The sequence below is a fragment of the Apibacter raozihei genome (assembly GCF_004014855.1).
Taxonomy (GTDB): Bacteria; Bacteroidota; Bacteroidia; order Flavobacteriales; family Weeksellaceae; genus Apibacter; species Apibacter raozihei.
In genome coordinates, this window is record NZ_CP034930.1 from 96016 (window position 1) to 119940 (window position 23925).

Here is a 23925-nt window from a genome sequence, read left to right on the forward strand (position 1 = left end):
AAACAAAAGTATTGATAATTAGTGTATATTAATTTCAATCAGAACTATTAATTTTATCCAATAAATAATCTTTGCCTATAAATTCACTACAGGTAAGAATACTACCTATAGCGACACCGTATATTCCATGAAGGCCTGTACTCTGCCCTGTTAAAAAAAGGTTTTTTATTTTTGTCTGAGGTAGTAAAAAAGATTGCATAGGATTGGATGCATCTTTAACAAACCCATACATTCCTCCTGAACTGGTTCCAATATAATCTCTGTAAGTTAAAGGAGTTGATGTATACGATCCTATAATGGAATCTTTTAATCCGGGAATCATCTGTTCTACCTCATCGAGCAATCTTTCAGCAAAGTTATTTTTAAACTTTTCATATTCTGGTCCTCTTTCTGACTTATTTGAAATAGTATTAAAAGAATTTTCCCATTGTTTGACCTCTTTAAAATGCATATAAGTCAGAATAGTCATTTCTTTTGCATAAGCTTCATTTTTTTCATCGGCACTAAATGATATCATATAACCTTCAGGCCAGCTATTTTCAGAATAATTTACTATTTCCCAGACTCTATCTTCATTTTTAAAATGATATTGGTTTGCATTTCTGTAAAGAATTGTCTCTGGCTTTAAAGTTAAAAATAAGCTAAAAGATGAGATGGTATCTTTATTTTCATTAATTCTTTTATAATATGATTTTTTAATAGAATCACCTTTAAATAAAGTTAAGAGTTGTCGGGCATCTATGCCGGATATGTAATTTTTAGAATAAATTTCCTTGTCATCACTAAGCTTAAGATACTCTACCTGAGTGTTTTTAATTACGATTTCTTCTACTTTTGTGTTTTTTATTAGTTTACCACCCAAATGACGTATATTTCTGGTCAATAGTTTAGCTATCTGACTTCCTCCCCTTCTACATCTCCAGGCACTATTCAAGTATGAATTAACTATTAATGCGTGAACATAAAAAGGTGTAGTATCTTTTTCACCTGCATATAAAAAATTAATGCCTGATAATACTGCTCTCAGTTTGGTATTTTGAGTAAGGGAATTGATTACCTCATCTGCTTTTTTTTCCATTAAAGATAAATTCTTATCCCAACAAAACTCTCTCTTTTCAAGATTATGCAATGGAAAGCAAAAGCAATAATATTCAATTAAATCTATATACTTTTCAAGAGCTTCTCTTTCTTCCGGAAAAAATTCAAGAAGATTTTTAACAAAATTATCCTTGCCTTGAGAATAGGGATATTGATTAGGATCTCCATCGAACGAAATAAAGTCAAAGGTTTCATCCATTTTCTTTAATTTCAAATCATTATAAATACCCAAATAAGAAAATATTTTATATAGATGCTCTCCTTTATCTAAACTTCCAATATAATGAACACCTGTATCAAATATTCGCTTATCTCTTGAAAAGGTCTGTAGATTGCCTCCGAACTGATTATTTTTTTCAATCACTACTACATTATAACCTTCCAGCAATAAAATGTTGGCACAGATTAATCCTCCTAACCCACTTCCTATAATAGCAAAATCATAATTTTTTTCCATCTTGCTTTCTTCTCATTATAAATATATCTTTTTCTTGAAGGACAATCTCAAAATTTTCCCAGCTATGATTTATTTCAGTACGTATTCCTATCAGCCATTCAACTGAATTAGGTATTCCCTTATCTAAAGGTATTCCCTTATCTGTAAAAATCAGAGTATTGTAAGATTCCCAATTATCCGGAATTTCATTAATGAAGTTAATCGGATACTTTTTTTGTGAATATGAATTTTCTATAATTTTCCTTTTTAATTCATCATCTTCTACTACTGATATTTTCCATGTTGGCGAACTATACAATAAGAGTAAGTCTAAAACGCACCAGCTATCAGTATAGTGAAAAGCTTTAACTTCATCAGGCAGATTTTCATAAATCTTTGTATAAAAATTTTTGTACCATTCATATTCTGTTTTAATAGCTTTCTTTATAGACGGCCCCTTATATAAATAGTTTAGAAAAAGCTTATTTCTAAAATAATCGGGTGATTCTAATGGAATTTTAAATTTTTTAAATTCACCTCTGAACCATTTCATAATATTTTTTGTTCTTTCTGAATAAGAATTTCCAAATGAACAATCCTTATACGATATTTTATCTAAATATCTGACCGTTATGGTGCCTGAATTTACCCATGTTTCTTTTTTGGGTAACCTGTCTGAATTTCCATGTATCATCACAGGCTGAATATCCATTTTTAATTTTTCTGCCAGATAAAACGCACCTTTGTGAAAACGACGAATTTTAGAATTATCAGAACGGGTTCCTTCAGGAAAAATAATTAAAGAATATCCCTGATGTATTTTTTCTTTTAAATCATTTAAATCTGTATCCAAATCTTTGCTTGTGGGAAAATATCCTGCGACACGGATAATTTTTCCAAAAAAACGTGAATTATAAATACGTTCATTAATCATAAATATTTGTCTGTAATCAAACATTCCCATAATGATGGTATCCAACTCAGAAGAATGGTTAGCTATGATAATAGTAGGCGTATCATACAATTTTTTTGAGAACCCCACAGATTTTACATTTACGCCAGGAAACATGAAAATTAACGTCCTGAAAATAGTTTTAAATATTTTAAATAAAAACGTATTTTTCTTTGTTTTTCTTTCCGGTAATAAGGGGGAAAATATAAAGGCTGCACTATTGAGCAGTAATGACATTAACAGGAAAAAGCCAAAGCCTAATATCCCTGTAACAAAATTTAATAATCTGAAAGGAGTATACCCTTTTTGTTGTGGTTTTAATAAAAGTACAGAAAATAGCCAGGGTTGTACAGTAAATGATATGAATACTACAACCAGTAACCCTATTAAGGGTATAATGGCAATGGATTTAATTGCCGGATGTTTTGCAAAGATAAGGACACCAAAGCAAAGTATGGTGGTTAATGCAGACATGATCACTCCTGATTTATACGTTTTCATTTGATTTTCACCGGTTGTATATTCTTCAAGCAAAGCCTGAGATATAAATATTGAGTAGTCTATACCTAAACCGAAAATCAAAGTGGTAATTATAATATTAAACGCATTGAACTGTATTCCAAAAATCCCCATAATGCCAAGAGTGACCATCCAGCCAATAAAGATGGGAATATTAGTAAGGAGCGTAATTTCAATACTTCTGAAATATATAAATACGGCGACAAAAACAACCAGAGTAGATATCCAGAACAAATCATTAAAATCTTGTTCCAGATTACCTAAAATATTTTCCTGTAAATTTTTTCTGTCTATAACTAAAACATTTTTATTAGTAGAAGATATTTCTTGAATTAACTTTTGAGAATTATTGTCTTTGATTTTAATCACTGTAGTTATCCCTGTTATTCCGGACTTGGAAGCAATAAAGTCATCTAAAAACAAATCTTTATACAACTGGTGAGACTCCTTAGACATTGGCTCATAATAAGTATCAAGAACATCATAAAAAGGCTGAAATGTTGTTTCTTTAAATCCTACTTTTTTTCCTTCGAAAATTAATAGTTGTTGTACTAATTTAATCTTGTCCGGACTCCAGAATTTTTTCCAGTTTTGAATTCTTTCCTTTTGCTGCTCTTCAGATAGCAATAATCCGCCTATGGAGCTAAAGCTTAGAATTTCTTTTAAATCTTTTTTTTGTTTCAGTTGTTCATATAATTCATGATTTGTCTGCAAACTATTATCGTAGGTATTTCCATAAGAAACTACATAAATCGATTTTGAGGAGTAATCATTTAATTTATTTAAATTATCTTCTGCTAACTGCAAGTTTGCAGGCACATAATTTAGTGAGTTTAAATCATTATTGAATCCTACTTTATTAAAAGTAAAAAGACAAACTGTAATTACTAAAAAACAAGCCCCAAGCACATATTTATTTTGAGAAAAATCGTAAGCTGATAATCTATCAATAAATGTATTTTGTAATGTCTTTATTCTCTCCTGTGGTTTATATACCTGAGGTATAAATAGTAAGGCAAACAGAGCTGCTCCTAAAACACTAACAGCCGCAAATATTCCTAAGTCTTTTAATACATCCGAATGTAACAGTAAAAGACATAAGAAGTCTACTGCTGTAAATATGGCACACATCAGTAAAGGGCTAACAATATCTTTAAAGAGTTTTTTAATATCTCCGCTACTTCTGTAGTGACTGAGAATATGAACAGAATAATCTAAGGTTATTCCTAATAAAACTGAACCTATGCCTATAGAAACTGCCGATATTGTCCCTTTCAGCAGATAAAGCACAGAAATTCCTAATAAACTACCAAATATTGCCGGAACAAATATGACTATGGGTATATATAGTTTTCTGTAAAAATAAACATAGAGAGTAAGCAGCAAAATTAAGGCTATGCCCATAGTCAACTGAATATCTTTTTTTATCTGTTGGGCATTGGCTACTGATACTGCCACAGCCCCGTAATATTCTGCTTTGGATTTATCCGTATATTTTTTGTTCAGTTTATTTACAATCTCATCCAGCAAATGAATAAATTCTGTATTTTTATCTGTTTCGCTTGCGGGCAACTTAGTAGTAATAAAAAGTAGCAGATTTTTCTTTTGTTTACTGATAACAAATCCGTCATCTAATTCAAAATTATCCACAACCTGAACTTGCTGTAATTTTTTGATTCCCAAAAAAAGCATTCCGAGCGGATCCTTCCTTATCATCTGAGTAGTTACAAAACCACCGGGAGATAACAAGGAATGGTAACTTTCATTAATTTTGTTCTGAATAGGCTGCGTTGCTATTAATGAATCGAGATATTTGTAGTCTTGTTCATCCAAAAACAAAGGCAGATTTTCCTGAACAAAGTCCATCAACTCACCTATTTTATCTTCATTAATTCTAGTTTGTAATTTTTGAATATAATCCGCACAACTAATACGGGCTAATGAATCAAAATCTTTGGCGTAAGATTTTAAATCATCCGGATGGTCACCTTCAATATTTATAATTAATTTATCTGAAAACCGTGCTGTTTCTAATACATTTTTTATTTCTTCCGATTTTCCATCAGCTGGTAGTAATCTTGTAATATCTTCTTCAAACTTTATTTTACTAGCAAATAAGATCAAAAGTCCTGTTAAAAGTGCAGTAAGTGAATAAAACAGGCCCTTTCTTTTAGAAAAGAAATCGTACAGTAAATTAAACATTTTCAAAAAAATTAGTTTTGCAATATAATTTATATTAACGAATTGTACTAACCGTACACTTGTTTAGTTATGGGTCTGTATAAAATTTTCACTTTTTTTATTATCTAATATGAAATATGTAACAACTCCAGCTAAAAAAGAGCAGATAATACTAAAAATGATACTACCAACAATGTATTCTAAAATATGATTCCCAGCAGTATTGGAATAAGAATCAAAATCATCCCATTTAAATTCCATTTCTTTATTTCCCAATAAAAAATTACCTGTTGCACATCCAGCATATACAATAAATGGAATTAAAGGTGGCAGGCTTATATTCGAAAAAGCAAAGGCAATAAACTTATTAAGCCGAAACATAACAGCTAAAAAAATAGCGGTCACTGCATGAAATCCCCAAAGTGGAGATAGACCTATCAAAATGCCTAAAGCTACCGAAAAAGATTTTTTTAAGGGAGTATCCTGACTATGTAACAAATCTTCAAAAAAAAAGCGTTTAAATCCTTTATTCTTAAATTTCCTCAAGTAATCTCTAGGCTTTATATAAAGCAATGATATTATTACTAATACCGTATTAAGTAAAGATATACGACTAAAATCCATATAGGGTCTGAAATGTGAGACTCTTTCCGTTTCGTCATACAAAACTTTTATGGGAATATTCTTCACTTTAATACCACTCCATGAAGCGCGTACAATTATTTCAATTTCAAACTCGTATTTTGAGGTATAGCATTTTATGCTTTTGAGCTTTTTAATAGGGTAAATTCTAAAACCGGACTGAGTGTCGGATAATTTCACCCCTGTTTCAAACCAGTACCAGAAGTTTGAAATTTTATTACCTGAACTACTACATTTAGGCACTCCTTCCTGATCCATGTTTCTTGCGCCTATAAGAAGAGCTTCCCCGTTAGTAAGGATTTCGTTAACAAATGAAGGAATATCATCAGGATAATGCTGCCCATCAGAATCAATTGTAAACGCAAAATCAAATCCAAGTTCAACTGCTTTGGAAAAACCACTTTTCAGAGCCTCGCCTTTTCCTTTATTAATCGTGTGTTCAATTATTTCTAATCCCTCATACGATTGAAGTATTTGAGTAGTTAAATCCGTAGAACCATCATTAACTATAATAATATCTTTTGTGTATTGAAGTGTTCCTTCAATGACTCTTGAAAGTGTATTACAATTATTGTAAGTAGGAATTACAACACATGCATTTATGCTGTGCAGACAGTTGTTGTGTTCCAAGGCATTTAGTTTTAAATTTTATTTTAAGGTTTCCAGCATTTTTTTAAGCTGAGCATCATTCACACTCGTGATTTTTTTCTTTATAAAATCCTTATCTTCATCAATATTTTGATTATAACCGGCAATTTTAGGTAGATTTTGCTGAATAGTCAAACGTACAAAACGGGCTTCTATATCATTAGGATGAGCTTTAATGTAAGATTCAATCCATGCTCTTCCATTTTTTATCTGTCCTTTTTTCTTTAGTAAAGGCTCATATCTTGCCAAAAGCATATACGCAGCTCCTTTGTAAGCCATTAAAACAGTACCGTTAGATTGTTGCACAGATTTTAGACTATTAAAAAATGCATCTGCTTTTTCTTCTGAATCTACAGCTGTTCTGTAAGACTCTCGAACTTCTGACACTGAAGGCTGAGCTGAAAGGAAAAGAGAAAATATTGAAAATAATGTTAATAAATACGTTTTCATAATTTTTTGTTATAGATTCCACTAAATTTTAAAGCAACAGTTTCTTCAAAATAAGTTACGCTTTTTAGTGAAATGTTATTATCTTCTTCCTTAATGTCAAAATCCATTCCAATTTTAGAATTTTCTTCCGGATTGATAATTGCCATAAATTTTATATTCTCAGCAGTTTGCAATTGTAAAGAGACGTTTAAGTAACCTTCTGTTACTTCTTTTATAATCTGCATCATGCATACACCCGGAGTTACAGGGTGCCCGGGAAAGTGTCCTTCAAAAATTTTGTGTTCTTTATTCAGACTTATACGTACTGTAAATTTATTTTTTTCAATTTCTGAAAAATGTTCAATTTCATAAAAATTTTCCAAAAGTGAATTCTTCAGCTCTATCATACGTTCAAAATATTTCGGCAAATGTAATTATTTTTCAATCATTTTTTCAATCGAAATTTACTATCCTAATTCTCAAGTACTTTTAAATTAATTTGTAACTTAACAGCATTATGCCTTATCTCAACATCCGGAAAATCTGACTTATTATAAACAAAATCTAGGCTTATTTTTGATTTTTTCTTTGATGCATAAACTGTTTTCTCTAAATTATCTGATTGTTTTGAAATATAATAGTATACGCTTTTCTTTTCAAGCAATGATTCATATACAGTATATTCTTTATATTCATATTGATTTACAACGTTAGTGTTTTGATTTAGTAATAGTAAAAAATCGCGCTTAAATACGTTTAAGATTATTTTTCTATTAAGTTGTTCTATAGCATAATTTAGTTTTAGCTGTTCCTTTATTAATTCAAAATCGATAAGTTTAGCGCCTATTTCAGTAAGTACTGCTACCCGATAATGTTCTTCATTTATTTTTTTTATCGCTAAAATTCCACTGAGATCATGATCGTATATATTAATATTTATTCTAAATACTTTTTCAATGTTTTTATCTGTTAAATAATTAGGCGTATATGTTTCAACGATTGTATTAACTTTTGTAAATGACTGATTATAAGAACAGCAAGAACCCATTACCAGTAAAAGTAAATAACTAAAAATTAAATTTCGCATCGGAAATAGTATTATTTTTTTTCTGATTACTAAATGTAATAATTGTATAATCTTCAGTAGGTTCCATAACTTTAATTGTATTTACTAAATACGTATTTCCGCTAAGACCTATTTCCACCTGTTTTATATATTTTTTAATATTTTTATCTTTTGGAACCATAACTACTTGGTAGTGTTCTAAAACTTTATAATAATTTATTTGAAATTTACTTTCATCGAAAATGTTTTTACCTTGTATGGTTCCGGAAATTACCTTACTGAGCTCTTTTAGCATTTCACTTGATGACATATTCATTTCTTTTTTTTTGCCATTATCATTTATATGCATTTTGTTATTTTTCAAAATCATATAATAATTATAGGGTGAGGAATATTCCCATCGTACATTTCCTGATTTAAAATAAAGTTTCCCTGATGACTTTATGTCTTTTTCCATAAAATCCATATGCTTAACCTGAAAAAAATTAGATTCTAAAGAACTAATTTTTGATGAATAATTCTCGACATTAATTTTTAATGCTTTAATTTCTGAAGAGGTCAAAGCTTTTTTCTGCCCTAACATACACGTAGAAATTAATAAAAGAACCACTATTAGTTTGTTATGATTTCTCATGATATAACAATTAAATGAAGTTTAATTTATGCAAAAATATGTTTTTAAATTTGATTCAACTTAAATCCTGAGAATTTTGAATTTTAATTATAGTTTTTTTCTCTATTAATAATTTCCCCCAATTGTTTAATTGCCAAAGAACTTTAACTAATTCTTCTCCCAGTTCTGTAAGCGTATATTCAACTCTTGGTGGTAATTCATTAAAGTTTTGTTTTTTTATGAGACCATCTTCCAACATTTCTTTTAACTGCTGATTTAGTACTCTTCTATCCACGTTCATAATACCTCTCAAAAATTCACTGGGTCTTTTTTTGCCTTCATTCATCTGCCATAAGATTGGGATTTTCCATTTTCCGCTTATTGTATTTACTGCAAATTCCAAAGGGCAAACTTTATTTTGTATAGCAGGTGTCTTTTTATTCATAATATTGACTTATAAATCCCTAGGGGATAAAAATATGCGTTATTGTGCATCATTTAATTTTTTTGAATTTTTGCATTCGTTAGCTAAAAATTCTTACGTATGTCAAAGTTAAAAAAACAATTAGAAAAATTAAATGCAGAACTGGTAAAACAGCTTCCTAAAGAAATTCAAAATGCATTTCAACGTTCAATTCTTGATTTGAAAGAAAAAAGTCTGGAGTGGAAATTCTTGAAAAAAGGAAAGAAAATTCCTTTTTTCAATTTAGATTCTACATTAGGCAAACCCATAAATTCTAACAAGATATTTAAAGAATATGACAAGCTTATATTGGTCTTTTTTAGAGGGAGCTGGTGTCCGTATTGTAATCTTGAATTAAAAGCATTAGATGAGCTTATTCCATTAATAAAAAATAAAAATTCATTGCTTTTGGGTATATCTCCTCAAAATATAAATCAAAGTCTGGATATTCAAAAAAAACTTCAATTAAGTTTTGACATTTTAATTGACAAAGGAAATGTTTATGCAAGTCTGCTGGGTATTTCATTTTCTGTACAAGATTTTGTAATTCCCTATTACAACCAACTGGGTATTTACTTTTCAGATTATAATGAACACTCTTGTAATCTTCTCCCTATTCCTGCAGTTTTTATAATTAATAAAAATCATGAAATTATATATTCTTATGTAAATCCTGATTATACGGAAAGGATAAATCCTGAGGATATACTTCTAAATTTATAGAAGATGGCTAACCTTTTAAATCTGATGTTTCATTTATAGTCACAAATTGGTAACCCAGAGACAAAAAATAGGGAATGATTATTTCCAGAATAGGAATAGTTCGGGAGTGAGAATCATGAAGTAAAAGGATACTTCCATTTTTTGTCTTATTTTTTATTTTATCAGTGATTATTTTTATTGGCTGTGATAGGGTATCGTAAGGCCTGACCGACCATCCAACAACTGTAAGGTTCATTTTTTTTACAGCGTGAGCCAGATGAGGGGTTGTTATTCCGTAAGGAGGTCGAAAAATAGACTTTTTCTCTCCTGTAATTTTTGCAATTTCCTCCTGAGTTAGCCTTAATTCTTCTGTCCAGCCTGAGGATAGTTTAAAATCAATATATTGGGAATGAGTATAACTATGATTTGCTATGGCATGGCCATCTGCAACAATCGTTTTTGCAATTTCTGGATATAATTTTAAATTTTTGCCTACACAAAAAAAAGTGGCTTTGCAATTGTATTTTTTTAACAATTTTAAAACTCTTAAGGTAAAATCCGGATTAGGACCGTCATCAAAAGTAATTGCAATTTCTTTTTTACCATCTGTTTTAAGCTTATGAAATCCTTTGATAAAAAAATTAGTCTGAATACAGGTTATCCCTATTACAATCAGGCTAATTTCAATTACTAAAAAAAATGCTCCCCACAGAATAGGTATAATTTTTAACCAACAAGCCAAAAAAGTAAATAAAACCAGAAACAGAGTTATTCCGAATTTCATTTTTCTAATAATAATAAACTATGATTTTTATTTTCTTTTTGATGATAGATTAAAATGGTCTTTACCTCATTGACATCTTTCTGATTTAACTTAATTATTTGCGGAATCTGTTGTTTTTTTAATATTTGAGCTGCCATCCAAAATGCAAAAGCAGATGAAGAATCATTTTCTCCAAAAACATGTTTATACCCTAACTGTAAATTGTTTTTAAACAAAGTTTGCGCTACTTTATTATAACTATTTGTATCCTCTCTATCTCCATTGTATCCTAACATAACTGCATCAATATCCTCTACTTCGCGTCCGTTTCTATTTAAAAAATCAGAAATAAATTCTGTTATGTTCACAGGATTGTAATTTTTTTCAACATCAATAATTTTTGCATAGGTTTTCTCGGTAGGTTTATCTGAAATAATTGAAAATGTTGCTCCTTCTGAATATATGGTCCCCCGGGTTTGAGATTTTAAAAGCCTGGATAGCTCCTGATCACTTTTTTTTAAAAATCCTGCTTTATCAAAAAACAAACTGAATTTATCTGCATTTTCATCAACACTTCCTACTAGAACTGATTGTTCTCCTCTTTCCGAAATATATAGACAAGCATCCAACAATGCAGAATCAAACGAAGTTGTTCCATCTGTATATGTCATGTTATAATTCTTACAGCCTATGGATAGGGCTACTGCTGCGGCAGCCATATTATGAGTAGATTGAATAAACGGTGTTGGATTTATAGATTGTTCATGATCTTCCAGCATAGATTCAATAAATTTTTCAGAGTCCCGCTGGCATCCTAAACCCGTACCGGTTATAATAGCATCAGGGTTTTTAACCCCTGCTTCTTCCATAGCTTTATTAGCTGCATACGACGCCATTTTTATACTTTTTCCCATACGTCTTAATTGCATAGGTGGAATAATTTCTTTGTAGTTGGGTTCTACAGCATTGATCATACTTGTATTGGAATAATCATTTATCGGCTCTAAGAAATATCCTTCCTGATATGTCGGCTGAATAGATATACAACCTAAACCATTTATATATATGGGAATCATAGCATTCTTTATGTTACAGACTATTTAAAGAACAAAAATACACAAATAAAAAAGATTTAAAACTTATTGAAGAAACTAAAGTCATTCGTTTATCTAAATAAAAAAGCATAAAAACCTATTCAGGCTTTTATGCTCAAAAAAAATATTATACTTTAGCTTACGAAGCTACTGTATGCATGCGCGGATACCAAACTGTACATAATATACCTTCACTAGCTACTCTAGGGTGTGCACAGTTATTTGTCTGGAATTTTGAACATTTCAGACAATCATCATCAGGATGAGCTACTGCTTTAAATTCAAAAGAGTTACATACCTGATTTTCTCCTACTCCAATCTCTTTTACTGAACATAATTGACCTTTCATCAAATGTTCACAATTTCCACAACAGTCTGCTAACTTTAAATCCATAATTTTAATTTTTTAACTGAGACAAAATTAGAGATAAAATCAATAAGATCAATTCTAAATAACTCAAAACCACTAATTTGTAATTAGAATAAATTTAAATAAAATTGGAATACTCTTTAATTTCATAAACATTATATACTATATAGAAGAGTTATAAAACATTCTTTAATTTGCCTATAGCACTAATACCAATTGAAAATAAAAAAGCATAAAAACCTATATAGGCTTTTATGCTCAAAAAAAATATTATACTTTAGCTTACGAAGCTACTGTATTCGCACGCGGATACCAAACTGTACATAATATACCTTCACTTGCTTCTGTAGGGTGTGCACAGTTTTTAGTCTGGAATTTTGAACATTTCAGACAATCATCATCAGGATGAGCTACTGCTTTAAATTCAAAAGAGTTACATACCTGATTCTCTCCTACAGCAATCTCTTTCACTGAACATAATTGACCTTTCATCAAATGTTCACAATTTCCACAACAGTCTGCTAACTTTAAATCCATAATTTTAATTTTTTAACTGAGACAAAATTAGAGATAAAATCAATAAGATTAATTCTAAATAACTCAAAACCACTAATTTGTAATTAGAATAAATTTAAATAAAGAAAGCTTTTTTATAGAAACTTCTAAAAATAAGATAAATACTGAAAATTTAACTTTTTACTTTAAATTGAGTTGATGCTCAATATATAATCTGACACATGTAAGATTATTAAAAATAAAAACATTGATAACTCTACAGATAAGCTTCCTTAAATTATAGCGTTTTTTTAAAAACAAAAAGCACAAAAGCCAATATTGGCTTTTGTGCTCAAAAAAAATATTATACTTTAGCTTATGAAGCTACTGTATGCATGCGTGGATACCAAACTGTACACAAGATACCTTCACTGGCTTCTTTTGGGTGTGCACAATTGTTTGTCTGGAATTTTGAACATTTCAGACAATCATCATCAGGATGAGCTACTGCTTTAAATTCAAAAGAGTTACATACCTGATTTTCTCCTACTCCAATCTCTTTAACTGAACATAACTGACCTTTCATCAAATGTTCACAATTTCCACAACAGTTTGCTAACTTTAAATCCATAATTTTAATTTTTTAACTGAGACAAAATTAGAGATAAAATCAATAAGATTAATTCTAAATAACTCAAAACCACTAATTTGTAATTAGAATAAATTTAAATAAAGAAAGCTTTTTTATAGAAACTTCTAAAAATAAGATAAATACGAAAATATCTAAATATTTAGGTTAAATTATTGACTTTACAATTACAATAGATGTATTAAAACTAGATTTGTACGCTTAATGTCCTGAAATTAACAATGAAGTACAATTTCCACCAAATCCTAATGAATTTGATAAAATATGTTGAAGTTTTGCAGACTGTAGCTTCAAACATGGAATAATATCCAATTCTTTTATTTTATTTTCAAAATTCAGATTGGGATATATAATCTGATTTTGTAAAGCTAAAACAGAAAAAACAGCTTCTATAGCTCCAGCAGCAGCTAATGTATGTCCGGTGAATGCTTTAGTAGAACTAAAAGGAGGTACTTTTTCTTTTCCTCCGAATATTCTGAGTATGGCTTTCCCTTCCGTTAAATCATTATTAGGAGTAGCTGTTCCATGAACATTAATATAATCAACCTGCTCACTTTTTAGCCCTGAAGTCTCCAAAGCTTTATTCATGGCTAAGAAAGCTCCTTCACCGTCCTCAGATGATGCAGTTTGATGAAATGCATCATTAGCATTCCCGTACCCTAAAATATATGCCAAGGGAACATTTCCTGTTTTTTTTAGTGAAAATTCAGATTCTAATACCAGATAAGCTGCCGCCTCACCTAAATTCAAACCTTTTCTGTTTTCATCAAAAGGTTTGCAAAGTTCATCCGAAAAAATCATTAATGAATTGAATCCGTTGAGGGTAAATTTTGAAAGAGCATCAGCTCCACCAACGATTACCCTGTCCAATTTACCTGAAGCCAACATACGGGCTCCGAGCATTATAGCATTGGCTGCGGATGAACAAGCAGTACTTAGAGTAGTGATAAATCCTGTAATCCCTAAATAATCCGCCAGTTGTTCTGTATGATATCCGCAATGATGAGTAGGAATATATTTGAGGTGCTCATCAGATATTAAATATTCATTATAATATTTTTCAGAAGCGTCCATACCTCCTACTGTGGTAGCTGATATGAGTCCGGTCGATATTTGATCAGCAGAACTAATGTTAGCAGATTTGCAAGCTTCCTGAGCGGCCATTAACGCTAATAGCGAAGTACGGGTAAAGGGTTTCTCGGGTTGTAATCCTAAAAGCGAGTACAACTGTTCGTTAGTATATTTAACCTCTCCTGCCAATAATTTACCTTGATAATAAGTTTCAAGAAATTGTATGTCTCCGATTCCAGATTTCTCATTTATCAGAGCATTGTAATTCTCCTGAACATTATTTCCTATGGCTGAAATAATACCGGCTCCTGTAATTGCTATTTTTTTAATCGGTTGCATTTATTTTGTCCTGTGCTCTTCGATATAATCAGACATGGTTTGAATAGTATGAAATATCTTACGCCCAGCTTTAGGATCAGCTAATTTAATTCCATACGTTTTATCTAGTAATACAATAAGTTCAAGAGCATCTATAGAATCTAATCCTAATCCGTCCCCGAACAGAGGTGTATCATCCTGAATATCTTCGGGAGTTATGTCTTCAAGATTTAATTGAGTGATAATTTTATTTTTTAATTCTTCTTTAAGTGTCATAATTTCTGTTTATATAATTCTAAAATTTGCTCTTTACTATGTAAATATTTTCCTTTTTTTTCCACCAGATATAAAAAAATATCAAAACTTTCTTCTGTAACTTCAACCCAGCCGCTCAGTATTTTTTCAGCTTTACCAGAGGCTAGTATTTGTTCATTATATTTTGTTAAAAAACCGGCATTAAAGGAGTCAAAGATATAAAAAATATTTTCACTGTGAAGTTTATGCCTTATGCTAATTTCTCCCATAAGAATATTAGGCAAAGTATATACAAAAACAGAGGGGCTTGCAAGCGGATCCTCTTCTCTGTAAATCATTTGTGCATGTTTGGAGTCTGAAACTCCACTGGATGAGAAATTTGAAATGATTAGAGGAACATTTTGGCCTGTAATGGGTTGTTTTTCTACAATAAATTCCGTTGCTAAAAACGAACCTTTACAAAGTAGATCCATTTTATGAAATTTAGGATATTCTAAGGATTGATAACGATACAATTCTTTAAAAAAATCTGATGTTGAAACAGATTTCTCTACACTAAAACGTATTTCACTATCACATATAACTTTATTATTCCTAATCAGGCAATAGGTACTTATTCGATGTGTATTTTCCATTTCAATACTAGGAATTATATTTTGTAAATAAAGTTGCTATATTACTTCCACCAAAGCCTGAAGCTGTTTTCAGAAAGGATTTTATATTTGATTCTGAATTCTCTTTGATAATATTAAGAGCCTGAGAAGTTCCTTGCTGGAAATAACCCATTGATTTAATAAGCATTTGATTATGTAAAGAATGGATGCTTAAAATGGTTTCCAGTATTCCGCTAGCCCCCAATGTATGCCCATAGTATCCTTTAAAACTATTTACCGGTATATCTAAAAGGTTTGCTCTTCCAAAAGCTATTGATTCCATTTCATCATTATACAGGGTTGCTGTTCCATGAGCCGAGATAAATCCAGGATCTGGATTTTCAGAATCTTTAAAAGCCTGTTCGATACTTCTGTATAATCCTTCTCCCGTTCTTGAGGGACCCGATATATGATTGGCATCGTTAAAAGATCCTACTCCCTCAATTAAAAAAGCTCCTTCTTTTGGTTTTTTGCTTAAATATACAGAAGCTACTGCTTCCCCTAAGGTTACGCCGGAACGATCACTATCAAAAGGTCGGCAAGGTTCTGGACTCACTGCCTGGAATGAAGAAAATCCGGAAAAAATAAATTTGGAAATTTCATCAGCTCCTATCACAATAGCTCTTTCATACTGAGGACTCTGAAGTAAATCTCTGGCTACTGAAATTGCCAACGAGCCTGATATGCAGGCATTGGAAATAATAACTACGGAATTCCGATGCTTAAAATAATCTTGAATCACCTGACCCATAACTGATAAATACACTCTCTCTCCCGGAAATTGAGTATTCCTTCCCTGTAATGAAATATTACCTTTGGTGCTGGAAAGAATCAGTAAGGTTTTGTCATCTAAAGGTATTGAATTGCTTTCGATAAGTGTCTGAATGGAATATATAATTAGATTTTCCAGTCTTGTAAATTTATCTGAATTTTTAATCCTTTTTTTTATTTCAGACACTGTTTCTTCGTCTATTAAAGAGGAATAAAAAGAAGTCTCATGAATATCCGGACTGTGATGCAATTGAATTCCGGATTCGTTGTGCATAATCCTTGAGAAATTTTCCAGGGATGTATTCCCCAACGGGGATATTATGTGATCTCCTGTAATAAAAACGTCTTCCATAAAAATATTTCTATCAGCAAATTTACAATTATTGTTTATGATATATTTAAATACGATTCCAGATATCAGAAAGGTTTTTGTGGTTTATGTACATACAGATAATTGAATCTGTCTTTCCGGTTTTCAACTATTCTCCAAATTATAATTCTTTTTCCAATTTTCAAAGAATATCGGATTATTTAGTTGCAGTTCCCCTTGAAGATCTGTAAATACCTGAATGGTCTTACCTGTTGCAATGAGTCCTCTGTCATGATGTGAAATTATATATTCAAATATTATTTTTGCAGCAGATGTATTTACAAAACGTGTTTCTATATTTACTGTATCTCCGTATTTTAAAGATTGTTTATAATCGCACTGACAATGAACTACAGGTATAACCACTCCATTTTTTTTGACATCCATATAAGTTATGCCATATTTTTTACCGAAAGATTCTCTTCCTATTTCAAAATAAGTAACATAATGTCCGTGCCATACAATGCCTAAAGAATCAACTTCGTTAAATCGTACGGTAAAATTTGTAATATCTTTTAGCATAAACTTTTTTTACATATGTTTAAATCGAATTCCTCTTATTATTGTAAAATACTGACAACCATAATATCAAAATGAAAAAAGATAATAAAAACAATAAGTTCGGATAGACCTGAAGCAATGAACTATTTCTTAATATAATATCATAAAAAGAAGACAATCCCCAATTCATAGGAGTTAACACAGAGATTTTCTGCATAAATTCCGGCATAATGAAGGTAGGTACCCATACACCACCCAGTGCCGCTAAAATAATTACCAATATGGCTGCAAAAGGTGCTGTCTGCTCCTGAGTACGGGCGATAGTTCCTATTAGTATACCTAGTCCTATCGCTGATAGGCCTGAACAAAGTGCTATGATAAACATTTCGATAAGTCTGTTTCCTGTATCAAAAGGAATTAGTCCCAGATATGGAAAAATAAAAATTCCGATTAAAAGCATTAATGAAAATTGAAGCAGACAAATCAGGCTATAAGTTATTATTTTACCTGTTAATATTAGTGTATAGGAAACAGGACTGGTTCTTAACCTTATAAAAGTTCCTGAATTTTTTTCTTTGACTATATTACTTGCCAGGGGTATAATAATAAAAAATATTCCGAATAACGACCAGGCAGGTACGTTATGTTGTACGGCATTAGGTATAACCGCGTCTTTTCCTTGCTGAGCAATAATTTCTTTAAAAGAGAGCAGAGAATTATTGGATAGTTCCTGAGCTACATTAATATCCATTTTCTCCTGAAAAATTTCATAAACCTTGCTTGATTCTATTTCGGCAACCATTTTATCTATAGTGTTTTTAACCGAATTTCTGAAAGTTTGTCCTGCTGCCGGATCAAAATATATGACAATTTCCTGGGGTTTCCATTTTTGTTGATTTTCAACCTCAGTATTTTCTTGGTTGCTTTCTTCTCCTGTAAATTGCTCTAATATTTTATCTACATTCTCTTCAACTCTGGTGTTAATTTGTTTACTCAATCCTGCAGGAACAATTATTGCTATCTGAAATTTCCCTTCACTCACCCAGGTACGAGCCTGATGCTCGGTAAGCATCTTCCCGTTGTCAGAGCTGACAATTTCAAAAAAACTGGAGCTCTTTAAATCCCGTTCTATTATTTTAGCAATATCGCCTTTATCATTATCTACTAATATTATAGGCATTTTAGCTTCTCCTACAGCTTTAAAGGTGCTATTTTGTATAAGGGTTACAATAACAATTAAAATTGAAGGCATGATAAACAAAACTGCTAAACCACCCCAGTCTCTAATTAACAGAAGTAATTCTTTTATTACTGATGCTACAAGCTTACGCATAATCCCTTAATTCTTTACCTGTAAGATTTATAAATACATTCTCCAGATTTTCGGCTCCATCAACACTTTCTATTAATTGTTTCGGTGTGCCTTGTGCTATAATTTTTCCCAAATCAATAATAGCAATCTGAGAACAAAAATTTTGAGCTTCGTTTAAATGGTGAGAAGTATATATAATTGTTGCTCCTTCCTTATTTAAACGCTTTAAATAATTCATAATAGACTCTTTTGACTGTACATCTACCCCTACCGTTGGTTCATCTAAAAAAATAATTTCCGGTTTATGTAAAATGCCTGATAAAATATTGATCCGTCTTTTCATTCCACCAGAAAATGTACGTATTTGCTTATGAGCAAATTCTGATAAGCCAACTTCATTTAACCCTTCATTAATTCTAAATTTTAATTCATGAGAAGGAATTCCGAAAAGACTTCCGAAATAAGTAAGATTTTCATAGGCAGTAAGAGTTGGATACAATGCATATTCCTGAGGAACCACTCCTATAAAGTTCTGAATTTTCCTTGCATCTTTTCTATATGATAATCCATTTAACAGAACCGTTCCTGAAGTAGGGTTTAACAACCCACAAAGAATTGATATAAGTGTAGTTTTCCCAGCTCCGTTAGGCCCTAATAATCCATAAACCTGATGCCTTTTGATAGTCAGGTTTAAATTATTTATAGTGAAATATTGATTCCCTTTAAAAATTTTATGTAAACTGTTGACTTCAATTATAGGCATGTTGCAAAATTAGAAAATTATATGATATTATAGCTGGTCTTTCTTTTCATTGCTATTAGTTTTTAAAACTAAACACATATAACTGATTATAAGTAAATTAAACAAAATAATCCTGAAAACCTTTTTTTATTTGTTATCATATAAAACGAAATAAAAGCTTACTTTTTATTTTTTCTATCGTTATTATTTAAAAAATACTTTCTTAAATTCTAAAATTAAACTAAATTTATATCTAGATTATGTTATCTGACTTCCAAGTTAGTGTGCAAATTAGAAAAATCATTCTATCAACCTAAATCATACGTAAAACATCAATGAAAACACCACAAGTATTAGATAATCTAAAACGCAGGTTCCCTAATGAACCAGAATATCTTCAGGCTGTAAAAGAAGTTTTGGAATCAATAGAAAATGTTTACAACCAACATCCTGAATTTGAAAAGACAAACCTGATTGAAAGACTTTGTATTCCTGAAAGAATATTTACATTCAGAGTTACCTGGGTAGATGATAAAGGACAAGTAATAACTAATATGGGATACAGGGTACAGCATAATAATGCGATAGGTCCTTATAAGGGCGGGCTTAGATTTCACTCTTCCGTTAACCTTTCCATACTTAAATTTTTAGCTTTTGAACAAACTTTCAAAAATGCGCTAACTACTTTACCTATGGGAGGCGGTAAAGGTGGATCTGATTTTAATCCCAAGGGTAAATCTAATACAGAAATAATGAGATTCTGCCAGGCTTTTGTGACAGAACTCTGGAAGCATATTGGTCCTGATACGGATGTTCCTGCCGGTGATATTGGTGTAGGTGGACGGGAAGTTGCTTACATGTTTGGTATGTATAAAAAATTAGCCCGTGAGTTTACTGGTACTTTTACCGGTAAAGGATTAACTTTTGGAGGTTCGTTAATACGACCCGAAGCTACAGGCTACGGAAATGTTTATTTCCTTCTTGAAATGCTGAAAACCAAAAATATAAGTATTAAAGGGAAAAAATGTCTTGTTTCCGGATCTGGAAATGTTGCTCTTTATACGTGTGAAAAACTCATTGAATTGGGTGCTATCCCTGTAACACTTTCTGATTCTAACGGATATATTTACGATCCGGATGGAATAACAACTGAAAAATTAGAATTCGTGAAGGAATTGAAAGAAATTTACAGAGGCAGGATACGTGAATATGCTGAAAAGTATAATTGTAAATATGTCGATGGCGGAAGACCTTGGAATGAAAAAGCGGATATAGCCCTTCCTTCTGCTACTCAGAATGAATTAAACGGAGATGACGCGGTTGCTCTTATTTCTAATGGAGTACTAGCAGTTTCTGAAGGAGCAAATATGCCTTCTACTCCTGATGCTGTAGAAGTTTTCCTTGAAGCAAAAATTTTATATGCTCCGGGAAAAGCAGCTAACGCCGGAGGAGTTTCTGTTTCAGGACTTGAAATGTCTCAAAACTCAGAAAGGCTGAGCTGGTCACAGGAAGAAGTTGATAATAAACTTAAAAAAATTATGTCTGATATACATGAAAGTTGTGTCAAATATGGACAGGAAGATGATGGTTTTATTAATTACGTAAACGGAGCTAATATAGCCGGATTTATGAAAGTTGCCAAGGCCATGATCGCTCAAGGAATTGTTTAACTTTATTAATCCTATTTCTTAAAAGATAAAAAAGGCAGTTTAAAAACTGCCTTTTTTATTATTCCGGTTTCAATACAAGACCGCATTTTTTCTTGCCGTTGGTTTTAATAATAATAGGCTGATTAAATCGAATGTGCCTTATAAACTGTGATTCGAAAATGGCTGGCTGTTCATTCAGATATTTTTCGTCGAAAGTTCCTTCTCCTTCATGATATGAATTGATAGTATAGTATCCTACTCCAAACGAGGTAAGATTCTGAAAAAAATGAGTTCCCTGACTGGGTTCAATACGGTAATTTTCCAATCCGGATTCAACGAGAAGTCTTGCATTGGTTACGTAAGACCATTTTATAGGAATTCCTAGCCAGGGATCGCTACTTCCCCATCTTCCGGGACCAACCAGCACATATCCTCTGTCTCCTTCCGTAAAATCTTTGTTTAGTTTTTCAATTTCGTAGGCTATCTGTTGATTATTGGATGCATTAAATCCTTCGGACTTGACATATATTATATCATACACATCATCTACAATACCATTTCCTAAAGCATTATTTGAGGTTAAAATAGTTTGCTGTTCGGGAATCTGAGACAAATCTTCATTCATAACTTCTTTGTTATGAACAATTGGGCGTATCTGTAAGAGATAAAAAGCAGCTTTTTCTTTATCTAATATATTTACAGCAAACTCAATTTCTATATCTCTTCCCATTTCTTCTTTTGTAATTTTAAGAATTTTTTGCAGCATGATAGATAATGGAAAAAGTTCGTGTTGTAAAATGCCGGCACAGGATATAATTTTTCTTCCTCCTTCATAAAATCCATCATAAATAATTTGCTCCATAGGTTCATATGTAGATACTACATATCTTAATGAACCGTCACCGATTGCTTCCTTTATATTTAATTTGAGAAGATTAAAGCCGTCATTAATCGTGAATTCACTATCAATATCTTCCATATTAAGCGCATAGAACTGCCTCTGGGTTTCTTTTAAAGCAAACTCTACAGTACTTAACTGAAGAATGTTATTAGGGTGATAGGGAGAGAACCTAAGTGTGGTTCCTCCATCAACAATATATTTTCCTAACCCAAATGCTATGTTTACAATGCCCTCCTCTGCTTTTTCATAATCAATGGGATAAAAATTTAATGAGCGAGTAACTCCTGATAGTGTTGGATAAAATTTATTTCCAAATTGACTTCCAACTACTTCTTGCAAAACAATGGCCATTTTCTCTTCATCAATAACATTGTGTGTTGCTGTCATATATGCTTTACTGTCTTTATAAAACACGGATGCATACACTGATTTGACTGCATCTTTTACCAGCTGCAACATTTTCCCTCTGTCTTCAAGGTTGGGAACCATATAAGTTGAATAAATTCCAGCAAATGGCTGATAGTAAGAATCTTCAAGCAAACTTGAGGAACGAACTGCCAATGGTGTTTTGATAGCATTAAAAAATGCCAGAAAATCTTCATCTAATCTTTCCGGTAATTCTCCTTTTAGAAAATGATGCAGTATTTCCTGATCTTCAGCATCTGAAAGCGCAATGGAATATAATTTATTCTTTTCCATAAACTCATCAAATATATCCGTACACAATACTACTGTTTTAGGAATTGTTACGGGAAAATTGGAATACTCATTTAGTTCCAGATGGGTTTTGATTATATTTCCTAAAAAAGCCAATCCTCTTCCTTTTCCTCCTAAAGATCCGTCTCCGATACGTGCATATTCAGAATATTCGTCAAACCGATCTTTATCAAAAACAGCAATTACTCCTGTATTTTTCATTCTACGATATTCAATGATTGAATAGTATATCAGCTGACGAGCATCATCAAGACTCGTGTTTTCTATATTAATCCTTCTCAACATTTCCGCAATAGGGAAAATAGCTATGGAATAAAGAAACCTTGAAAAATGATTATGCGACATATGATACTTCAATGAATCATCCGGAATCTGCATAATCGTTCGTTGTAAGTCTTTTAAACTTCTTAATCTGTAAATTTCTTCTTTTGTTTGAGGATTGATAATTACAAAGTCTCCAAAACCTAGTTGCTCTACAATTTTTTCTCTCAGATCATGAGGATAGCTTTTGGAATTTTTATCTATAAAGTAACAATTTAACTTTTGTGCATATTCTATATTAGTTGGATCCGATGAATTGAAAATGATAGGCAAAAACTGGTCTTGCTCTCGTATCCACTTTGCTAAATAATAGCCTGCCAGTTTTTCTTTTACTCCCTCCCGTTTATAACTCATATCGGTAATAACTCCCAGCATATTGCCTTTATACTGTTCGTATATCTGGCTGGCTTCTTCGTAACTTCTTGCTAACAAAATTTTAGGTCTTCCTCTCATCCTAAGCATTTTCTGGTGCTCATTCAATGCTTCTTTTGAAAACTCCTTAGATTCTTCTAAAACTATTTGAAATAAAGAGGCTAACGCTGAGGAATAAAATCTAACAGAGTCTTCCACCAGCAATATAACCTGCACTCCTACTGTCTGTACGTCATGTTCCACGTTCATAGAGTCTTCTATAAGCTTGATTATAGCTAAAAGTAAGTTGGAATTCCCCAACCAGCTAAAAACATAATCAACAAAACTTAAATCTGCTACTGATAAACGCTTAGATACTTCTTTAGAAAAAGCAGTTAAAACTACCATAGGTATTTCAGGGTAATTTTCTTTGATATGACGGGCGGTTCCAAACATATCAATATCATCCATATTAGGCATAAAAATAACCAGTTCGTACCTATTATCTTTGAGATTCTCAAATGCTTCTTCTTCTGTAGACACTTGAGTAAACCTTGGTGGATATCTTAAATTAAGAGATGTGTACTCATCAAATATCTGCTCGTCTATTCTACCATCTTCTTCGAGAATAAACAGATCATACTTTATAGCAATCAAAAGTATATTGAAGATTCTTTTGGTCATTAAACTGGCAAAAGAGATATCTTTAAATTGAAATCTTTTCAGATCCTGTGCCGTATTTTGCATATTGAATTTGGATTAAGTAAGTATCTGCATTTTTCTTAATAAATGAAGAAAGATACAAATTTATGTAAAACCAAGCTTCAAACGAAAGCTATAAAATTTAAGGTAGAATTCAGAGAAGTTAATTGA

The 23925-nt window shown here is 31.5% G+C and carries 23 protein-coding genes; 2 read left to right on the plus strand and 21 right to left on the minus strand.

Features of this window, described 5'->3' with window-relative positions; translation table 11 throughout:
- Positions 1-34: 34 nt before the first annotated feature.
- The 8 genes from EOV51_RS00470 to EOV51_RS00505 form a co-directional block, all read right to left on the minus strand.
- Positions 35-1555: a phytoene desaturase family protein gene (locus EOV51_RS00470; RefSeq protein ID WP_128148744.1), complete on the minus strand. Its 1521-nt coding sequence runs from the start codon at positions 1553-1555 to the stop codon at positions 35-37.
- Entirely contained in the window at positions 1539-5207 is a 3669-nt protein-coding gene (locus tag EOV51_RS00475; RefSeq protein WP_128148746.1) for an MMPL family transporter, read from the minus strand. The genes EOV51_RS00470 and EOV51_RS00475 overlap by 17 nt, the downstream gene beginning before the upstream one ends.
- A gap of 63 nt (positions 5208-5270) precedes the next feature.
- Positions 5271-6458, minus strand: coding sequence for a DUF2062 domain-containing protein (locus EOV51_RS00480; RefSeq protein WP_128148748.1), 1188 nt, complete (start codon positions 6456-6458; stop codon positions 5271-5273).
- 18 nt (positions 6459-6476) lie between these two features.
- Positions 6477-6926 (minus strand): hypothetical protein, encoded by a 450-nt coding sequence (locus EOV51_RS00485; protein WP_128148750.1) that lies wholly within the window; start codon positions 6924-6926, stop codon positions 6477-6479.
- The gene (locus EOV51_RS00490; RefSeq protein ID WP_128153258.1) at positions 6923-7312 is read right to left on the minus strand and encodes a 3-hydroxyacyl-ACP dehydratase; all 390 of its coding nucleotides are present in this window, start codon (positions 7310-7312) and stop codon (positions 6923-6925) included. Before EOV51_RS00490 ends, EOV51_RS00485 begins: the two co-directional genes overlap by 4 nt.
- 65 nt (positions 7313-7377) lie before the next feature.
- Positions 7378-7992: a hypothetical protein gene (locus EOV51_RS00495; RefSeq protein WP_128148752.1), complete on the minus strand. Its 615-nt coding sequence runs from the start codon at positions 7990-7992 to the stop codon at positions 7378-7380.
- Positions 7973-8605: a LolA family protein gene (locus tag EOV51_RS00500; RefSeq protein ID WP_128148755.1), complete on the minus strand. Its 633-nt coding sequence runs from the start codon at positions 8603-8605 to the stop codon at positions 7973-7975. The genes EOV51_RS00495 and EOV51_RS00500 overlap by 20 nt, the downstream gene beginning before the upstream one ends.
- Before the next feature lie 55 nt (positions 8606-8660).
- Positions 8661-9029, minus strand: a complete 369-nt coding sequence (locus EOV51_RS00505; protein WP_128148757.1) for a winged helix-turn-helix transcriptional regulator — start codon at positions 9027-9029, stop codon at positions 8661-8663.
- A 99-nt stretch (positions 9030-9128) separates the two neighbouring features.
- Here EOV51_RS00505 and EOV51_RS00510 point away from each other — a divergent pair, with 99 nt between their 5' ends.
- Positions 9129-9770, plus strand: coding sequence for a peroxiredoxin-like family protein (locus tag EOV51_RS00510; protein WP_128148759.1), 642 nt, complete (start codon positions 9129-9131; stop codon positions 9768-9770).
- A gap of 7 nt (positions 9771-9777) precedes the next feature.
- Here EOV51_RS00510 and EOV51_RS00515 read toward each other — a convergent pair whose 3' ends face one another.
- The 12 genes from EOV51_RS00515 to EOV51_RS00570 form a co-directional block, all read right to left on the minus strand.
- A complete protein-coding gene (locus EOV51_RS00515; protein WP_128148760.1) occupies positions 9778-10533 on the minus strand; it encodes a polysaccharide deacetylase family protein in 756 nt (251 codons plus the stop codon).
- Positions 10530-11588: a beta-ketoacyl synthase N-terminal-like domain-containing protein gene (locus EOV51_RS00520; protein WP_128148762.1), complete on the minus strand. Its 1059-nt coding sequence runs from the start codon at positions 11586-11588 to the stop codon at positions 10530-10532. The genes EOV51_RS00515 and EOV51_RS00520 overlap by 4 nt, the downstream gene beginning before the upstream one ends.
- 157 nt (positions 11589-11745) lie before the next feature.
- A complete protein-coding gene (locus EOV51_RS00525) occupies positions 11746-12000 on the minus strand; it encodes a hypothetical protein (protein WP_128148764.1) in 255 nt (84 codons plus the stop codon).
- A 258-nt stretch (positions 12001-12258) separates the two neighbouring features.
- Positions 12259-12513 (minus strand): hypothetical protein, encoded by a 255-nt coding sequence (locus tag EOV51_RS00530; RefSeq protein ID WP_128148766.1) that lies wholly within the window; start codon positions 12511-12513, stop codon positions 12259-12261.
- Between the two features lie 334 nt (positions 12514-12847).
- On the minus strand, positions 12848-13102 hold the full coding sequence (locus EOV51_RS00535; RefSeq protein WP_128148768.1) for a hypothetical protein: 255 nt from the start codon (positions 13100-13102) through the stop codon (positions 12848-12850).
- Positions 13103-13321: 219 nt separating this feature from the next.
- The gene (locus EOV51_RS00540) at positions 13322-14530 is read right to left on the minus strand and encodes a beta-ketoacyl-[acyl-carrier-protein] synthase family protein (protein ID WP_128148770.1); all 1209 of its coding nucleotides are present in this window, start codon (positions 14528-14530) and stop codon (positions 13322-13324) included.
- The gene (locus EOV51_RS00545; protein ID WP_128148772.1) at positions 14531-14788 is read right to left on the minus strand and encodes a phosphopantetheine-binding protein; all 258 of its coding nucleotides are present in this window, start codon (positions 14786-14788) and stop codon (positions 14531-14533) included. It abuts the gene before it with no gap.
- A complete protein-coding gene (locus EOV51_RS00550) occupies positions 14782-15399 on the minus strand; it encodes a hypothetical protein (protein WP_128148774.1) in 618 nt (205 codons plus the stop codon). Before EOV51_RS00550 ends, EOV51_RS00545 begins: the two co-directional genes overlap by 7 nt.
- 7 nt (positions 15400-15406) lie before the next feature.
- Positions 15407-16540, minus strand: a complete 1134-nt coding sequence (locus tag EOV51_RS00555) for a beta-ketoacyl synthase N-terminal-like domain-containing protein (RefSeq protein WP_128148776.1) — start codon at positions 16538-16540, stop codon at positions 15407-15409.
- A gap of 123 nt (positions 16541-16663) precedes the next feature.
- A complete protein-coding gene (locus EOV51_RS00560; RefSeq protein ID WP_128148778.1) occupies positions 16664-17080 on the minus strand; it encodes an acyl-CoA thioesterase in 417 nt (138 codons plus the stop codon).
- 19 nt (positions 17081-17099) lie between these two features.
- Positions 17100-18392, minus strand: a complete 1293-nt coding sequence (locus tag EOV51_RS00565; RefSeq protein WP_128148780.1) for an ABC transporter permease — start codon at positions 18390-18392, stop codon at positions 17100-17102.
- Positions 18385-19134 carry an ABC transporter ATP-binding protein gene (locus tag EOV51_RS00570; protein WP_128148782.1) on the minus strand — a complete coding sequence of 250 codons (750 nt, stop codon included), beginning with the start codon at positions 19132-19134 and terminating at the stop codon, positions 18385-18387. The genes EOV51_RS00565 and EOV51_RS00570 overlap by 8 nt, the downstream gene beginning before the upstream one ends.
- Positions 19135-19448: 314 nt before the next feature.
- Between EOV51_RS00570 and EOV51_RS00575 the strand changes: the two genes are divergently transcribed.
- Positions 19449-20783 carry an NADP-specific glutamate dehydrogenase gene (locus tag EOV51_RS00575; RefSeq protein WP_128148784.1) on the plus strand — a complete coding sequence of 445 codons (1335 nt, stop codon included), beginning with the start codon at positions 19449-19451 and terminating at the stop codon, positions 20781-20783.
- Positions 20784-20841: 58 nt separating this feature from the next.
- On the opposite strand, the gene EOV51_RS00580 is transcribed toward EOV51_RS00575, so the two are convergent.
- The gene (locus EOV51_RS00580; RefSeq protein ID WP_128148787.1) at positions 20842-23799 is read right to left on the minus strand and encodes a PEP/pyruvate-binding domain-containing protein; all 2958 of its coding nucleotides are present in this window, start codon (positions 23797-23799) and stop codon (positions 20842-20844) included.
- Between the last annotated feature and the right edge of the window lie 126 nt (positions 23800-23925).

What these genes read in the sequence shown, in the direction of transcription:
- EOV51_RS00560 (WP_128148778.1), bottom strand. Translation starts at nt 17,080, where the DNA reads ATGCTAAAAGATATTACAAATTTTACCGTACGATTTAACGAAGTTGAT.
- EOV51_RS00530 (WP_128148766.1), bottom strand. Translation starts at nt 12,513, where the DNA reads ATGGATTTAAAGTTAGCAGACTGTTGTGGAAATTGTGAACATTTGATG.
- EOV51_RS00485 (WP_128148750.1), bottom strand. Translation starts at nt 6,926, where the DNA reads ATGAAAACGTATTTATTAACATTATTTTCAATATTTTCTCTTTTCCTT.
- EOV51_RS00580 (WP_128148787.1), bottom strand. Translation starts at nt 23,799, where the DNA reads ATGCAAAATACGGCACAGGATCTGAAAAGATTTCAATTTAAAGATATC.
- EOV51_RS00535 (WP_128148768.1), bottom strand. Translation starts at nt 13,102, where the DNA reads ATGGATTTAAAGTTAGCAAACTGTTGTGGAAATTGTGAACATTTGATG.
- EOV51_RS00490 (WP_128153258.1), bottom strand. Translation starts at nt 7,312, where the DNA reads ATGATAGAGCTGAAGAATTCACTTTTGGAAAATTTTTATGAAATTGAA.
- EOV51_RS00520 (WP_128148762.1), bottom strand. Translation starts at nt 11,588, where the DNA reads ATGATTCCCATATATATAAATGGTTTAGGTTGTATATCTATTCAGCCG.
- EOV51_RS00470 (WP_128148744.1), bottom strand. Translation starts at nt 1,555, where the DNA reads ATGGAAAAAAATTATGATTTTGCTATTATAGGAAGTGGGTTAGGAGGA.
- EOV51_RS00505 (WP_128148757.1), bottom strand. Translation starts at nt 9,029, where the DNA reads ATGAATAAAAAGACACCTGCTATACAAAATAAAGTTTGCCCTTTGGAA.
- EOV51_RS00475 (WP_128148746.1), bottom strand. Translation starts at nt 5,207, where the DNA reads ATGTTTAATTTACTGTACGATTTCTTTTCTAAAAGAAAGGGCCTGTTT.
- EOV51_RS00565 (WP_128148780.1), bottom strand. Translation starts at nt 18,392, where the DNA reads ATGCGTAAGCTTGTAGCATCAGTAATAAAAGAATTACTTCTGTTAATT.
- EOV51_RS00495 (WP_128148752.1), bottom strand. Translation starts at nt 7,992, where the DNA reads ATGCGAAATTTAATTTTTAGTTATTTACTTTTACTGGTAATGGGTTCT.
- EOV51_RS00540 (WP_128148770.1), bottom strand. Translation starts at nt 14,530, where the DNA reads ATGCAACCGATTAAAAAAATAGCAATTACAGGAGCCGGTATTATTTCA.
- EOV51_RS00570 (WP_128148782.1), bottom strand. Translation starts at nt 19,134, where the DNA reads ATGCCTATAATTGAAGTCAACAGTTTACATAAAATTTTTAAAGGGAAT.
- EOV51_RS00510 (WP_128148759.1), top strand. Translation starts at nt 9,129, where the DNA reads ATGTCAAAGTTAAAAAAACAATTAGAAAAATTAAATGCAGAACTGGTA.
- EOV51_RS00575 (WP_128148784.1), top strand. Translation starts at nt 19,449, where the DNA reads ATGAAAACACCACAAGTATTAGATAATCTAAAACGCAGGTTCCCTAAT.
- EOV51_RS00500 (WP_128148755.1), bottom strand. Translation starts at nt 8,605, where the DNA reads ATGAGAAATCATAACAAACTAATAGTGGTTCTTTTATTAATTTCTACG.
- EOV51_RS00515 (WP_128148760.1), bottom strand. Translation starts at nt 10,533, where the DNA reads ATGAAATTCGGAATAACTCTGTTTCTGGTTTTATTTACTTTTTTGGCT.
- EOV51_RS00555 (WP_128148776.1), bottom strand. Translation starts at nt 16,540, where the DNA reads ATGGAAGACGTTTTTATTACAGGAGATCACATAATATCCCCGTTGGGG.
- EOV51_RS00525 (WP_128148764.1), bottom strand. Translation starts at nt 12,000, where the DNA reads ATGGATTTAAAGTTAGCAGACTGTTGTGGAAATTGTGAACATTTGATG.
- EOV51_RS00550 (WP_128148774.1), bottom strand. Translation starts at nt 15,399, where the DNA reads ATGGAAAATACACATCGAATAAGTACCTATTGCCTGATTAGGAATAAT.